Below are 16,493 nucleotides of genomic sequence, written 5' to 3'. Positions count from 1 at the left end.
GCTGAATGATAATATAAAAAACAAAAACAAAGGGTGGCGATAAATCGCAACCCTTTATATTTATTTGATCATCACTATATCTATTTATGGCTAAGAAAATAGCATTTCCATTGCCTGATGAGGAATATTGGCTTCCATAAATTCATCACCGTATGGAGTGAAACCCAGTTTACGGTAAAAATCGACAGCATGGGTTTGCGCGCCTAAGTCTACTCGGGGATAACCTTGCTGTTTAGCATAGTTCACTAAAGCTTGGACGACTTTGACACCTAAGCCTTGCCCACGTGCAGCCTTCATGATAGCAATACGACCGATATGACCATCAGCAAGAATGCGCCCCGTGCCTAATGGCTGTTCACCATCGACCACAAGTACATGCACCGCTTGTGTATCTAAGCCATCAAACTCAATTTCAGGATCAATTTGCTGCTCTTTAATAAACACCTGCTCACGTACTAAGCGAATACTCTCTTTATTCGCATCATCAAAAGCAACAATTTTTACATCTACCATGAAATATCCTATTTATCTGAATCACAGACCTTTTTTATATTGCTGAGAAATAGTGCCAATAATGGTTTGCTCTAATGTTGCTCTCGCATTGATATCACCATGAATATACGCATTAAACAAAGAGACTAACATTGCTTTATCAGCATTTACTTCCGTTTCCGTTTTAATATCACGGAGATCGATCATAAAGCGAGTAAACTTATCAGGAAAATCTGTAACCGCCTGTAAATTCATATAGTTTTGCTGGCTATATAGCGCATTATGCGCGCCTCTTTGTTTATCCAATACAAACGAGGCGTCTTTTAAACTCAAGATAGACGCTGACTTATCACACTTACGTAGACACTTATTATCAAAATGCTTTTTCTTACAACCTACGGTTTGATGGAATAAACACTGGCGGCTCATTAACATCATTAATGGATGATAAATACTGTAATGTAATTCAAAGTTTTCAGGGCATACCATTGGGTTAATTTGCTTACGATTGATCTCGTTAGAAACGAATGCCCCCTTCGCATTAAATTCATCAGCAATGCACTGTAGGCTAAATGAGTTAGTTAAGTTCAAGTAAGGCCCTGCAATCCAATCAATACCCTGCTGATAAGCCACATGCGCAATACCACTGTTATTCGTCACAATACAATTAGGTTTCACACGCTCAATAAACGCCACTGCCGCTTGGTAATTTTCACCAATTAAGATCGCAGGGAACCATGGCACAAGATGAGGATGTGCTTCAAATAATGCTACCGTTTTTTCCAATTCCATCGCTAAACCTTCAGGAATGGTATAATACAGCACGGCATTATTATCTTGATTTAATACCACATCACTTGGATCAGAAATCAATATCGCCAGCTCTGGCGTGATCCCTGTTGGTTTACGGTGATTGATACTATTACGTGGTTTTGGCGTATCAATCGGCGCTACTAACGCTTTTTCACCATTTAACTGATAACCAATTTGTTCTTTTAATTGTGCTAATTCCGTAAAAGGAACTGACGTATTTTCGGCTAATCCTGAAATATCAACATGGGTGATCTGATACTCACCTTCATTAGCCAAACTTTGAAAACGTTTTTCTAATAACTCATGAGTTAATACGTGTTTTTGTGCACCAATAAGTGCTGACTCTGATTGTAACTCTATCGTTTGATCAGGCGTTGTCACTATTACCGTTAAACATTGACCTTCTTTACCGCTAAAAATCATGGTCATGGGTAGCGAGCTAACATCCATGGCTTTCGTGACATCTTCAACGGTATTAATAATCGCTGTTTTGTCATCGTACAATTTCTGTTTTACGCCATTTACTGCATCAATTGTGGTTGCTTGATAGACCTGAGTAAAATGACTCACAGAGTTATCACGAGGGTTATCAATAAACATGCTCTTATTGATATCACCTTGGAGATACGAGTTAGAAAAATCGCGGTTAAAGACCGTAAACAGTGACGTTGTATCAGTTAGTAACGGCTTTTGCTCACAGTAACGATCGATTTGCTGACGCCATTGATCGACCACGGTATACACGTAGTGTGATTTTTTAATTCGCCCTTCCACTTTCAGTGAATATACCCCAGCATCAGCCAGCTCAACCATATTCGAAAAAGCTGAGTTATCTTTCATATTTAATGGGAAATCTTTACCAGCGGCAGTGGTTTGGTATTGATCACGGCATGGTTGACTACAACGCCCACGGTTACCCGAGTTACCATTTTTCACTGAGCTGATGTAACACAAACCAGAGAAACCGATACAGTAAGAACCATGAACAAACACCTCCATAAGGACATCATGTTGATGTCCAAATTGAGCCAGATGCTTAATTTCACGAATGTTCAATTCACGAGATAAGTTAACACGGCTTGCTTGAAGCTGTTTTAAAAACAGAATTTGACCGTCGTTATGGGTATTGATTTGAGTTGAAGCATGGACATCTAAAGTTGGAAAATATTCTTTAATGATGTGGAACAAGCCTAAATCTTGCAAAATCACACCATCAACTTTGGTGTTCACCAACTTATTCAATAAGCGAATAACCGCAGGAATTTCACTATCTAATACGACGATATTTAAGGTAAGAAAAATCTTACAATTGTTCTGATGTGCTAAACGAATAATGCCACTTAATACATCAAAGGTAAGGTTAGTGGCTCGATTTCGAGCGTTGAAGCTATCTAAACCACAGTAAATTGCATCAGCGCCAGCAGCAATGGCAGCTTTAATAGATTCGATATCGCCACCGGGTGCCAATAACTCAAAATTCTTAGTTTTCGCAACATTGCTCATCAACAATTGTACCTTGTATAACCGCATTAAATGTGAGGACGGCTATTTTACGCGCAAGCTTTCAATAAAGTCCAATAGTGAGAGTTAAATCACACAATGGATTGAGAGGATATTGAAATCACAACTAATCGAAATGTACAGATAAGCAATTTCTGATTACAGTTATTCCAACCCCAGACCAATATCGCTATTATGAATAAAATTTGGCAACTTAGCCCTTCTGCTATCGCTCTATCGAGCTATAACTAGGATAAAAAATAATGACAAATGCAAACCCAGTAGAACTAACAGATGCGCAAAAAGAAGCGATTGAAGCAATGGTAACTGATCGTATTAATGCCATGAATAACGATAAAGTCTTGTGTGATGCGATTGATGCAAAAGTACATGAAATGGAAGAACACCTAAAAGAATATTTTCATAAGCGTTTTCATTTTCACAGCAATAAAGCATAAAACGTCTATTTGTTATTGAATTTCAAAAAGGATCACTCGTTATAGTGGTCTTTTTCTTTTTTAAAATAAGAAAACGGGATTATCTTTTAGCTTGTGGTAAACCCTGATTGGTTAAACAATTCCGTCACCAATTGAGTACTTGATGCTGAGCTCGCTAAACCAAGATCGGCAGCTTGAATATTATCTAAGGTGATGGTTTGCGTATTGCTGTTAGATGCGGTGATCATCAATTCTAGTTTGCCACTTGAAGCATCAGCACTAATACCTGCTAATAAATCGTCGAGTTTTAACCCATCACCAGCACTATCATCCAGTACATCCGTTAAGTCTATTTTATCTTCACCTAATGCAAAGTCGGTGATGACATCGATACTGCCATCAATATTATCCAGCTCCCAGATGAACAAATCATCCCCTGCATTACCAGTTAAAATATCATTACCGCCACCAGCATAAAATATATCATCATCATCACTGCCGATAAGCGTACGGTCTTGATCATCATCAACAATCAATTCACCGCTACCACTAGGTGAAATGCTGGCATCAATCTCAGTTGTTGTATCTTCACCAACATTGATATTAAGTGTAATAGAGGTTGCTGATAAAACACTATTACTGTCGATGGTCGATTCTGCTTCAACAATTAAACTGGTGCTGCCCGTTGATAACCCAGTGAGATACAAATCATCTAATTGGCTAACAGGCACACGATAGGTGCCAGCTGCCATTAGATCGCCAACGATTGTGCCATTACTATCAACAAGATCGCCATCATTTAAGCCACTCACCACAATTGAAAGTTCATTAGGTGCGGGGTTAACCACCGACGCCATAATGCCAATTAATGGCAGCATGGTTCCAAGTACGGTATGAATAGAGGAAGTTTGCGGCCTATCAAGCTCAATAATCGGTACATCCGGTTTGGGCGCAACAGTAATACTGGTTTGGGTACTGTCTGTTTTAGCCCCTCCCGAGCCTGAATTACCGTTATCGTTGGTTAACATACTTAACGTATCATCGCCGTAAAAGTTAGGATCGCTTTGATAATGGATTCCAGCCGCTAATGCTGCATTAAGGTCATCTAATTTACCCGTTAACATAACATCCGATGTATTGTTGTTATCAACCGTGACCCCTGTGGTACTCAATACATTCAATGCACCATGATTAACCGATAAGTTAACTGTCATATTGCCATTATCTTCCGTTGCATCGACATCTTTTACACTGATCCCCGAAATAATAACGCCTATATCCTCTTCGGCACTAATACCAGCAGGCAACGTATTTACTGGCGCATCATTAACGGCAGCTACATCAAATGACAGGGTTTGAATCACAGCAAGACTATTGGTCGCAAGCACACCATTATCAGATGAGCGCATGTCAAAGTTCATGGTGAAATTACCGTTCGCATCACCGGGGTGAAACACCAAAGTATCTAACGTTGTACCACCTGAAATAATAATCCATGAGCCATCAGGTTGCTTTTCTGCACTGCCGCCGACTGGTGCATCAAAAAGGCTGGAATCAGGCACATCAGTGACGACTACATGCAATTTTTCTGGGGCATTTTCTGTTGCATTTGAATGTGACGGTACAATACTATCCGTATTATCTCGTACTGCTAAATCGAGTGTCAGTGTAATAGGCTGATCTTCTTGTCCTGTATAAGAGGTTGTTACATCAGAATCAATTTTGTCGCCTACAGGTAGAATATCAACATTTATGGTTGCGGTATTTTGTGCAATATCATCCAATAAATCCTCTTTGGTAAAGACCAACACTCCCAATGCTAATGTACCACTGTAATTTTCAGCAGGTACAATATTAACCCCAGTAAGACTGCCTGTTTGCATACCGACAGGTAACGTAACACTCCACTCGCCATTCCCTAAATTACCTACAGGCCCTGTTAAGACAAAGCCATCAGGTACGTTGGTGATCTTGGCTGAAATAATTTGCTCTGAGCCATCAGTATCTCCGACATCAAAACTGATGCTACCAAGGCTGATACCACCCGCCTGATCTTCATTACCTTTAATGGTGGTATCAACACCTGTAAATTTGACCGGGTCATCGACTGGGATCACATCAAAATCGACTGTTGCAGTAAACGTACCTGTCGCTTGCGCGGTTGCTGGTGTCGTTAAGGTATAGGTCACATCATCTTCAACGGTAGCAACCGCTGATATTGATACATTACCGCTAAAATCTTTTACCGGTTGAAATGGAATATTATCCAATTCCGTTTTATCAACGGTGATCGTTTGTACTGCCGTTCCATCTGCTTGAATGAAGGAACCTTGGCTAGCATCGACGGTTAACTCGACTTGTTTTAGGCTTTCAAGCCCTGATGTCAATGAGGTACTGATATCTTTTAACGACGCTGATATTCCTAAAATAACCGAGCCATCTTCATAGGCATGATTATTTTTAATGACTTCAGGCTTACCTGTATTGGTAATCGGTTGATCGTCATCACCGAGTTTCTCTGTGCGCAGTACTTCCAGTGATAACGTCGGATCGCCATGAGGTGGGACATCAACTACAGGCTCTATACGAACTGTAACGGGCTTAATAAGATTTTTAGTATTACCACTGGTGGTATCGGTGTTGACAATGTGAAGATCAAATTGAAAATCACCCGCGAAGTCGGTTGCAGGGTTTAATGAGATACCACTTACATCAACTTTTCCTGCCCCATCGACAGGTACTATCATGACGTATTCACCATCGATGAAGTCAAAATTAGTCCCTAAGATGGTGACCCCGCTAGGCAGATCCGCCGCTTTAATTACAATCGTCACTGAGTCATGATTTTGTTCGCCATTAACAGAGCCAATAACGATATCATCTTCAATTTGGTCACCAAGATTAATGACATTATCTTCAGTGCCAGTTACCACGTCAGGATTGAAAACAATATCCCCTGCAAGCTCAGTGATCATGCTGGTATTCGGGGTAAAATCTAATGTGATGGGTGTGGTAAATGGCACAAGTGCACTGACATCACCTTCACCGTTATCACCTAAATCTTGTACTTCAGCGCTAATGGTAATATCGATAGTGGAGTTAAAGCCCGTTGGTGCGGTGATTTTCAAGTTATCGAGTTGCGATTCAGGTATTGTCCATGCCCCAGCTCCATCACTGATACCACCTATCACAACAAAATCACCAGGCTCTGCTACTGATTGAGGAAACTTCACCACAATACGCCGTATCACTTCATCACTATGATCAATAGCAACTGGGGTATTCTCTCCTGTAAAGGAGACACGTCCAAGCGATGCTGCATCTGTTGATAGATCAATCACGCCACCTGTGGTACTGGTTAACATGGTTAAGACCGCGTCACTTGAGTCTCGAACAGCAAGAATACCATCAGGTTCAACCACGGCTTGAATATCAACAACGAGCTGTCCTGTGATTTCTTTAATCGCAGTATTTTCACCATCACTATCCGTCTGCGCTACCGTTAAATAAGATTGAAAGGTTAAATCACGATCAGAATTTTGAGGCGCGCGAAGTTGTAATGGTTTACCAGCAAGTAACTCATCACGTTGACTATCCGTTAATGTGATCTCTCCAGCGACCAATGTTAAAGGAATGCCATCAATCAATAAGGTGTAATCGGAAGGAATACCACCAAAACGTATCTGAGTAATCGTTTCGCTGCTATCAGTAAATCCTTGTGCTGCAGTTGGTCGCCATTGCACCGTATTATTTTGATCTTCTAATATATTGTTATCACTGACTAAGGTGTAATTATCTGCATCAATAACAGGCTGAATATTGATCAGAATTTTTCGATCAAAACTATGTACATCACCATCATTTTCAGTGACTAATATTTTAGCTTCTAGTTCAATATCTTGAGTGCTGTTTAATGGTGGTATTATTTCAATATTTTTTAATGACGAAAGTTCAATCTCATAAACAGGCTTACCTTCAGTATCATAACCAGTAAACACTAAACTTTGATCATTACCTTCAGCGTCTTTTAATGTGACCCCTGCGGGAATACCCGATAACACTACACTTAACGTTTCAGAGTTATCATCTAATTGCTTTAAAGGCGTTTCACCACTAATAATACTGATTCCAGAAATGACTGAACTGTCTTCATCTATTAAGGTTTCAATACCTTGTGTCGGATCGTTGTTGATATAAGCCCACTCACCGACATCTAACACACCATTACCATTACTATCAATATCGATATCAAATATCGGTACGTCAGCCACGCCTTTTAAGCTTACTTCAAGCTGTTGCGTTGCCGTGACATATTCATCATTAGCGTTAACCACGACATTACTGCTATTGGTAAAACTCGCGCTATCTTTCACAACACCTTGCACTGTAATTTCAAAATCAACATTGTTTTCAGGTGTTGGTTTTAGCTGAACATTAGCAATATCTGCATAGTTAACCTCATACACACCGGAGCCTGACGGGCTTTCAACTACAACAGCGCCATTGAGTAGTATTTGTGCCCCCACGGGTAAATTAGAAAAACGAACACATTCTATTTCTGAGCCGTCCTTATCTACAGTTTCTGTTAACGTCACGTGATCGCTTAGATTAATTAACACATCTTCATCAGAACTAATTCGGGTAACTTTTAATGTGGTTTCATCAGCAACAGGTTCAACATTAATAATGATTTCACGCTCAACAGAATCAGCGGTTTGCTTGCCCGTCACAAAAACCACGTCTTCTTTACTTTGCGCCACGGCCGTGAGTTTTATGTCACCACTGTAATTCGCTGTCGGTGTGACAGATAAACTCCCCACATCTGCCGCTGATACTTGATATTGATCACCACCAAGATCAACAAGATTATTTCCTTTCAACTCACCATTGATCTTGCCACCAGCATCTGGCTCTAGCGTAATAATATAAGATAATGTTTCAGAGCCATCGATATCATTAAGATCGGCTTTAAGCTGCAAATCAACACCTGTTGAATCTTCATCAATGGTGTAATGTACTTGCGTTTGAGTATCATCCCACGTTGGGATATCAGCAATCCCTTCCACAATAATTTCAAACGACGTGATCGCTTCAGGCAATGGAGCACCACTAGTCACACCAACTTGCGCTTTAACTTCAAACACTAAATTGCCATTTGCCGTAGAGAAATCAGCATCGGGAATAAAAGTGAGTCCCACTAACTCGTGTACTACATTATCTGTCGTGGTGAAATCGCCGACAGGCACAACATAAGATAACCCATCTCCACTGGTCGCAAGTGCGGTACCGTTTAAATAAAATGAACCGTGTACCTCTGTCGGAATCGTGATCAATACTTGTTGTAAAAACTCACCGCGATCATCATCACCAATATCAATTTTAAGTGATACACGCGCCCCACTTGGTGGAGCAATGATCGTTTCATCAGGATCTTCTACTCGTCCTACATCTTCATAAGTGACAATCGGATCGGGCTCGATAATGATCTTGGCTTCTTGATCATCAATTTGTAATGTAATCGTCCGTAATTCAGTATCATCATCACCATCTGTGACCCGATAGTTAAACGTATATTCCAGTACCTCATCTGTCTGTGTTATTTCAGTGGCTGCCGAGAAAGAAACCTCACCATTAGGCTTAATCGATAACTCGCCTAATAGCTGGCCAGGAGAAATGGTATCTCCTCCTTGATGAATTGGAATAACCGTAAAACCGTTACCCACTAATGGTTGCTCTACTGCAAGATCAACAACACTCACTACAGTCGCACCATCTGCACCTTCTAATGCTTGTGTCAGTAACGACTCTCCAACGACATTTGCTTGTCCTTCATCAGCTTGAATAATGATATTTCGACCATCGGCAATATCATCAACAATGGTTAGCTTAATGGTTGAAAATGTACTTTCATCACCATCATCATCAATCGCAATCACGGGTAAAAAAATATCTTTACTGTCTTTACCGGGATCGGGGTGATCAATTGCACCAAAGAGGTTTACGGTATATTCACCCGCCGCCGTAAATACCACAGTAAAAATCGTACGAGAATCAGCAAACGCTGAGTACGTTCCGACAGAATGCTCAAATAAGGTAACCGCCTGTCCTTGGCTCGTTAAAGTAGAATTTAAAGTGGTAAATTGCGTGGTATCTAAACGGTACTGATGAACTAAATCACTGCCTTCATCAATCGTTAATGTGCCTGTTGCGCGGTCACCATCTTCATCAGGTGTTGAGCCTTGATGATTAGGGCCATCGGCACGAATATCACTTTCTTCAACAGTGATATCTTGTGTATTAATAATTACCGGATCAAACCCATCACTGATATTCAGCGTAACGGCCACTGGGGTTTCTAAATAATCACCATCGGTATCTTGGATTTGGACTTCGAGATCAATACTAATGAGAGCACCTGAAACATTGATATAGCCACTACTATTTCCTCCACTATTGTGATCAAGTGATAAGAATTGCTCATACGTTACCGTCACATCAGCATCTTTAGAATTCAAGACATTAACGGCTGATAAGGTTAGTGTGAAATAAGTCTGGCTGTTATACGAAGCCGTTAAAACATGGGTACTAGGATCAAAATTATAATCGAGTGTCTGTCCCCCCAATGCTGTGATTTCTGCACGTAACTCTGCGAGTAAATCAGTAAGATAATTAGCACTAAAACCAACTTTATCGGGATCTAGACGATCAACACCTGCGGTTAATGTAAAGGTTGTCGAATCAGAAACTGGATAGCCAGTAAGCGAACCTGTTGGTGCACTAATATCACCTTCAATCACATCTAAATCAGTTATGCCGGTAAAATTCCCCGTAGGATCGAGTCCATCAATAATAGTGATATTAATTTCACCATCGGTTGGACTTATATCTAAATCTTGATCGGTTGCAGTGACAGCTAAGGTAATCGCTAATTTATTGGTGGTGTCAGACTGATCCAACGGCTGTGATTGCACGACGTTGTAATCACCACTTTGTAGTAATTCAATAGTTAATACTTCAAGCGTAGGATCATCTTGCCTTACCACAGTAACCGTATTGCCGACTACGCTATATTCCGTTGCGTAACCATTACTGGTTAAGTGGGTTAAATTTGGCTGAAGCGCTGTTAAATCAATGTGGATAATTTCATCACTACCAATGTTGGTTGCTATTTTTCCGCTGTCGCTATCAATTTCAGTAAATTCAATTCCAACATCAATATCAAAACTAGGTAAATCACCGTCTGCAATATTCACGGTAAATATTGCAGGACTTAATAATGGATCATCATCGGCATCATGCATCTGAAGCGGAATCCCTATCGCTAAATTAGCTTGGGTCATCGTCACTACCCCTGCTGTCAGTACTCCGTTAAGGTGATCAATGGGTAATGATTCAACTAATTGCGATTGTAATTCAACATTTCGGCCATTTTGACTAGGTGTAATAGTCAGCTCAAAAATGGTGTCTTTGGCAAGATTATCTTTAATCAGCGTAATTGAAATTATCTTACTGGTGGGATCTTGGACAATAGTAGCAAGTGTATTATCACCTTGTGATGTGACTTGCTCTAACGCCGTTTTGATTGCCGTTATATTGTCACTACTCAGTAATACACTATCGGCCAGTAATATATCGTTAGTTGCAGGAATGGTTGTGGTATTACTTGTAGTAACAGGGTTTCCCGATGTTGATGGCCCAATAGTCGGTGGGACTAAGTCACCTTCAACCACATTAAATTCAGCATTAATTCCATTAGGATCGAGCCCATCTTTGATGATTAATTGCAGATTCGCAACATTACTTTTATCACCATCAAAATCCATCAATTGGACATCAAGATTCACCACATTTTGATTCGGCAATAGCGGCTGATCAATCGGCAAATATTGCTGAATCGTATATTGCCCATCAGGATCTATAGCGATACTTAACACTTGGGTTGATGTTCCTGCTAACTGAACATCAAATTGATTCGGTATGGACGGATCAAATACCACTTCTAATGCTGTGCCATTACTGGTTATCCCTGTAAACGCCTGACTTGGTTCGATAAACTGAACCTGTTTTATTTCATCACTATGACTGCCATAGACTAAACTTCCCGTTACCTCTTGAGGCGCTGTAATGGCACCATCAAACCCTTCAGTCCATGTTATGGATTGCTCATTAATAATAGGGATAACACCATCTTCAAAAACCAACTTTACTTCAACAGGATCCACTAATTGATCAAAGTCAGTGTCATGCATAATGATCGGAATGGTAATGTCCATTTTTCCGTCATCTAATGAAATATATTCTCCACTGACAAAATGAGAAGGATCATGGTCTAAAGGTTGAAATTGAGTTAAGGTCATTTCTACTTTGACATCATCATCTTGTTGAATCGGTGTGAGCACTAACTCAAATACCTCAGCGCTATTTGATGCTTCTTTTACTTCTAAAGTCATTAAACCACTCAGTGCATTAGTGATATCAAATCTAACGCCTTTTCCACCTGTCGTAAGCTTGAGCAGCTCTGCCCCTAATTTAAAAAACACGGCATCAGTTAAATTTAAACTACTAGCAACCAAAGCATCATTAACAGCAGTAACAACAAAATTACTTGATGATGAAACAGGATAACCTTGCCCACCCACAGGTGGGTTTAAATCTCCCTCGATAATATCGAGTTCTGCAATGACACCTTGACCAGTAGGGTTCTCACCATCATTAATATCGACAATCAGCTGGCCAATATTACTGTCGTCACCATCTTTATCGACGACAAAAACGTCAAGAGCGAGATTATTAACGTTGGTTGTAAAGTTCTGATCTAAAGGTCTATTTTGCTCGACGGTATAACTTCCATTTATATCCAAGGTTATGGTTAATACATTTTGCTCAGGTGTACTGCCAATAGCCGGAACATAAAGCTGTAAAACATTTCCGTTAAAGCGATAGTCTGTTGCTTCGGCATTACTGGTTAAGCCAGCCAAGCTAGGTTGTTCAATAGCAAAATAAGCATTAGCAATATCATCACTGCCGACATCAACAGGAATGTGCCCCTGCTCTATTTGGGTTGTCATGATCTCGGTATAATCAGTGCCGGTATCTGTGCCTAACACAGGATCAACACCGTCTTTAACGATAATAAGCAACTCACCTTGCGCTTTATCACCATCATAATCTTGCGCGGTAACGGCTAACGTTAAGCGATCTTCGTTTGATACGATGGGTTGATTTAAAGGTAAATGCTGAGTGACGGTATATTTACCATCAAGCTCAATAACAACATTCAGTACCACTGAATCATCGCTAGATAAACGTATATTTAGCTCATTACCGAGCACTTCCACGTAGGTAGGTGCGCTATTACTTAACCAACCGATTAATCCTGTTTGCGTACTATCAAAAGTGAGTGTTTTAATCTCATCACTACCGAGTTCTAAGCCTATTTCACCTTCTGCCACTGTTGCTACCGCGCCTTTTTTAGGATCGGTTATCGTTGTTCCAGTATCGATTTCAAATAGCGGATCGGCACCATCTTCAACATGGATAGTGACGATGGCGGGTTGAGAAAACGGATCGTCATCCCCGTCATTCATCATCAATGGGATGTCGATAGCAAGCTTATCATTATTGAGTAAGACGTATGTTCCACCACTATCAATTTGATGATCAAGCGGCAGTAATTGCTGCCATGCTATTTTCACATCAACATCACGCCCCATTTGTGCTGGCGTCAGGGTGATGATAAAAACATCTTGCTTAGTAACTGAATCTATTGCGGTGATGGTTTGCGCCGCAGTGATAGGATCTGCGATGTGGCTGATTTCTAGTGCTTGGTCAGATGACGTTAAACTCGATAACTCCGTGATTAATGCCGTTAATACATCGGGTAATATCACCAATGATGTTGCGACTAAACTGTCGTTTGCCGCAATGATTGATAAGGCTTTGTCACTTTCAACCGGGTATAACGAAGTTGACGGTTCACGGATAGGTAGAGCGAGATCCCCTTCAACCGTTTCAAGAGTAATATTCGCACCGGTCGGATTTTGACCATCAGTAATCACTAAAGTTAACGTTGCATCATTGCTGCTATCGTTATCAAAATCCACCACATGAAATGGCAGACTAATCGTATTGGTATTAGGTGTGACAGGTTGATCAATCGGTAAATATTGCGTGATGTTATAGTGCCCGTCAGTGGCTATAGACAGCGATAAAACTGGGGTTGTCGTGCCAGTTAAAAATAACGTTGTTTGATTGGATTTACCATCATCAAATTTCGCATCAAGCGCGATACTATCACTGGTTAAGCCAGCAAAAGCTGTTGTAATATCACCAATGACAACCTGTTTGATCACATCACTATTTACATCAAACTCTAATTGCCCCGAAATAAATTGTGGCTCTGCCACGGTACCTGAAAAAGCTTCCGTCCATGTTTTGGTTTGGCTTTCGATAACGGGGGCCTTACCGTCTTCTAATATCACTAAGGCATTCACAGGTTCGACTAAAGGATCAAAATCGCTATCATGCATTTCCAGTGGTAAGCGAATATTGATCCCGTTACTTGTAAGAGAGACGTACTCTCCCCCTGAATACACCGTTGGATCATGATCTAACGGCTTTAACTGCTCGACATCCATAGTGACAGTAACGTTATGGCTGTCTTGCGTTGGTGAGAAAGTAACAACTAACACATCCGCATTAATACTGTCTTTCCCTATAAGCGTAACAAGGCCAACGCTACTGGTTGTAAGAGTAAAACTTAGGTTTAATCCAGTCGCCGTGAGTTGCTCTAACTCACTGATTAATTGTGTTTGTACACGTGATGATATATTCAAACTTGACGCAACCAAATCATCATTCACCGCAGGGATAGTAAACGAGCTTGAAGCATCAACAGGGTAGGCATCAGCGATATTTTTAGGAGACAGATCCCCTTCAGTTAAACTTACTTGTGCTGTAATGCCCGCGCCTGTTGGGTTTTCACCATCAGTGATATTAATAATGAGTTGTCCTACGTTACTGTTATCACCATCAGCATCCGTGACCATAACAGCAAGAGCGAGATTATTTACATTAGTCGTAAAATTCTGATCTAGTGGTTGGCTTTGTTCTATTGTGTAACGACCATCAATTTCAAATACCACAGTTAATACGGGTTGTTTTGGTGATGATCCTTGCGCAGGAACAAACAACTCCAACTTGTTACCAACAGTACTATAATTCGTTGCTTGTCCATTGCTGGTTAGACCGTTTAGTGTGGTTTGTTCGAGGTTGAAAGTTGCACTAGCAATATCATCACTACCCACATCGACCGTAATTTGTCCGGTAAAGGTTTGTGGTGACATGGTTTCAATAAAACTAGTAGCAATATCCTTACCTAAAATGGGATCTGGGCCATCAACAATGGTAATATTTAATTCACCGACATTACTTTTATCGCCATCGGTATCAATCGCAATAACGCCTAAAGTCAGTTTATCTATATTCGTTTTAACAGGTTGGTTTAGTGCCTGATACTGGGTAACGCTATACTCGCCAGACGTATTAATCTCAATCGTTAATACTTCAGTCTGTGGTGCATCTGCCAACTGCAAGATGATTTTATTACCTTCAATGCGATAGACAGTCGGTTTACTATTACTCAATAACCCATCAAGGGTAGGCTGTTGAGGTTCAAAAAACATCGCCTTGATTTGATCACTTCCCACGTTGATAGGAATGCTGCCTAAAACGGTTTGGGGCGTAGCAATATCTTTGTCTTGTTCAATGATCGTAGTACCGCTATCAATGCCTAAAACAGGATCAACACCATCATTAATCTTAATGACTAATTCACCCTCATTACTGATATCACCATCTCGATCCGTCGTCGTTAATAATAAGGATAATTGTGTTTGATCTAGCGCGTTATCTTGATTGAGTGCTTGATATTGAGTCACACGATATTGACCATTAGTACTGACTTCTATTGCTAAAACCGGTGACTGATCATCAACTCTGATTACTGTGATTTTATTCCCTAGTACTGCAAAGCTTGTTGCTACGTCATTACTTAATAGTCCAATCAATGACGGTTGCTGCTCGGCGAATGTCATTACACCAATTTCATCACTTCCGATAAAAACAGGAATATCACCAGTAACACTTTGTGGCGTAGTAATATCACTATCTTGTTCTGTAAATTCAGTGCCGTTATCAATGCCTAAACCAGGAATTTTTCCATCTTCTATCACGGCTAAAAAATTAATTGGGGTTTGGGTTAGATTACCGTTGGTATCTGCAATTTGAACAGGAAGCGATAGGCGGATTTGTTCTCCGTTAATCACAATCGGTGCACGGTTAGATTCCCCTGCAAAATGATCTAAAGGAAGAAACTGTGTCACTGTCATTATCACATTAGCATCTCGACCATTGAATAATTCAGCACTTAATCCAATGGTTAAAACAATGCTTTCATCGCTACGGCTAATGCCTTTATCACTTCGACCAATGATTTGATTCGTTTCAATATCGTAACTAAAAATAATGGGGCGATCGTTAGATGATAATTCACGATTCATCGTGGCGAGTAAACTATCAATTTGTAAACTATCGAATGCTACCGTGTTGCTATCAAGTGGCAGTGTGGCAGCTTCAACTGAAACGCTACCACTAGCAGAAACGGGATAAGTAATAGGAACCAGATCGCCTTCAACAAAGTAAACATCATTATAAAATTCACCACCGTCTGGCGATAAAATAGGAAGCGAGATATCGTCTTGTCGTCTAATTTCTGGATTATATGTCGTGTTAAAACCCGCGGTTGCAAGTAATTGGTCATTGTCATAAAGAATAACTAAGCCATCAGTAATTGATGAACTAATATCCTTAATACCAGCCGTTGTAATACCAGCCGCTGTTGCTTTTTGAATTTTAGTCGGATCTTCACCTGATAATATTGCTGCTTGTAAAGCTGCAATACTGGGCTCTAAATCCAATTCAGGTAAGGGCAAATGAACCAATTTATTATTAGAAAGGCATGCCTTACAATGTTGATTAAGCCATATATTCGTACCATCGACATGCACTAACACTTCACTACGATCAGTAAAAAGTAACGTTGTTCCTATCGCAAGATCATCACCTACCTTAACAGGAAAATATTCCCCTACCGGCATAAGAACAAACACCTGCCCTTTTACTTGTTCAACGACAATGGCTTGATCCACATAAATCTTAAACACAGCCTCTTCCCCTCAGCAAAAAGGATGC

At 40.4% G+C, this 16,493-nt stretch carries 4 protein-coding genes; 1 reads left to right on the top strand and 3 read right to left on the bottom strand.

All coding sequences use genetic code 11. The features are described 5' to 3' along the window. Positions 1-90: 90 nt before the first annotated feature. Together C9J40_RS04740 and C9J40_RS04735 are read right to left on the bottom strand one after the other, a co-directional pair. The gene (locus C9J40_RS04740) at positions 91-513 is read right to left on the bottom strand and encodes a GNAT family N-acetyltransferase (protein ID WP_107245949.1); all 423 of its coding nucleotides are present in this window, start codon (positions 511-513) and stop codon (positions 91-93) included. Between the two features lie 21 nt (positions 514-534). Next, positions 535-2,808 (bottom strand): peptidase U32 family protein, encoded by a 2,274-nt coding sequence (locus C9J40_RS04735; RefSeq protein ID WP_107245947.1) that lies wholly within the window; start codon positions 2,806-2,808, stop codon positions 535-537. A 260-nt stretch (positions 2,809-3,068) separates the two neighbouring features. Between C9J40_RS04735 and C9J40_RS04730 the strand changes: the two genes are divergently transcribed. Continuing rightward, on the top strand, positions 3,069-3,263 hold the full coding sequence (locus C9J40_RS04730; protein WP_107206230.1) for a hypothetical protein: 195 nt from the start codon (positions 3,069-3,071) through the stop codon (positions 3,261-3,263). Positions 3,264-3,349: 86 nt separating this feature from the next. On the opposite strand, the gene C9J40_RS04725 is transcribed toward C9J40_RS04730, so the two are convergent. Then, positions 3,350-16,465, bottom strand: a complete 13,116-nt coding sequence (locus tag C9J40_RS04725; RefSeq protein WP_107245946.1) for a retention module-containing protein — start codon at positions 16,463-16,465, stop codon at positions 3,350-3,352. Positions 16,466-16,493 lie beyond the last annotated feature (28 nt).

The sequence above is a fragment of the Photobacterium sp. GB-72 genome (assembly GCF_003026095.1).
In the GTDB taxonomy this organism is placed as follows: Bacteria; Pseudomonadota; Gammaproteobacteria; order Enterobacterales; family Vibrionaceae; genus Photobacterium.
The sequence above is the reverse complement of the archived record's forward strand: the minus strand, read 5'-3'. Positions and strand labels throughout refer to the sequence as shown.

What these genes read in the sequence shown, in the direction of transcription:
- C9J40_RS04735 (WP_107245947.1), bottom strand. Translation starts at nt 2,808, where the DNA reads ATGAGCAATGTTGCGAAAACTAAGAATTTTGAGTTATTGGCACCCGGT.
- C9J40_RS04740 (WP_107245949.1), bottom strand. Translation starts at nt 513, where the DNA reads ATGGTAGATGTAAAAATTGTTGCTTTTGATGATGCGAATAAAGAGAGT.
- C9J40_RS04730 (WP_107206230.1), top strand. Translation starts at nt 3,069, where the DNA reads ATGACAAATGCAAACCCAGTAGAACTAACAGATGCGCAAAAAGAAGCG.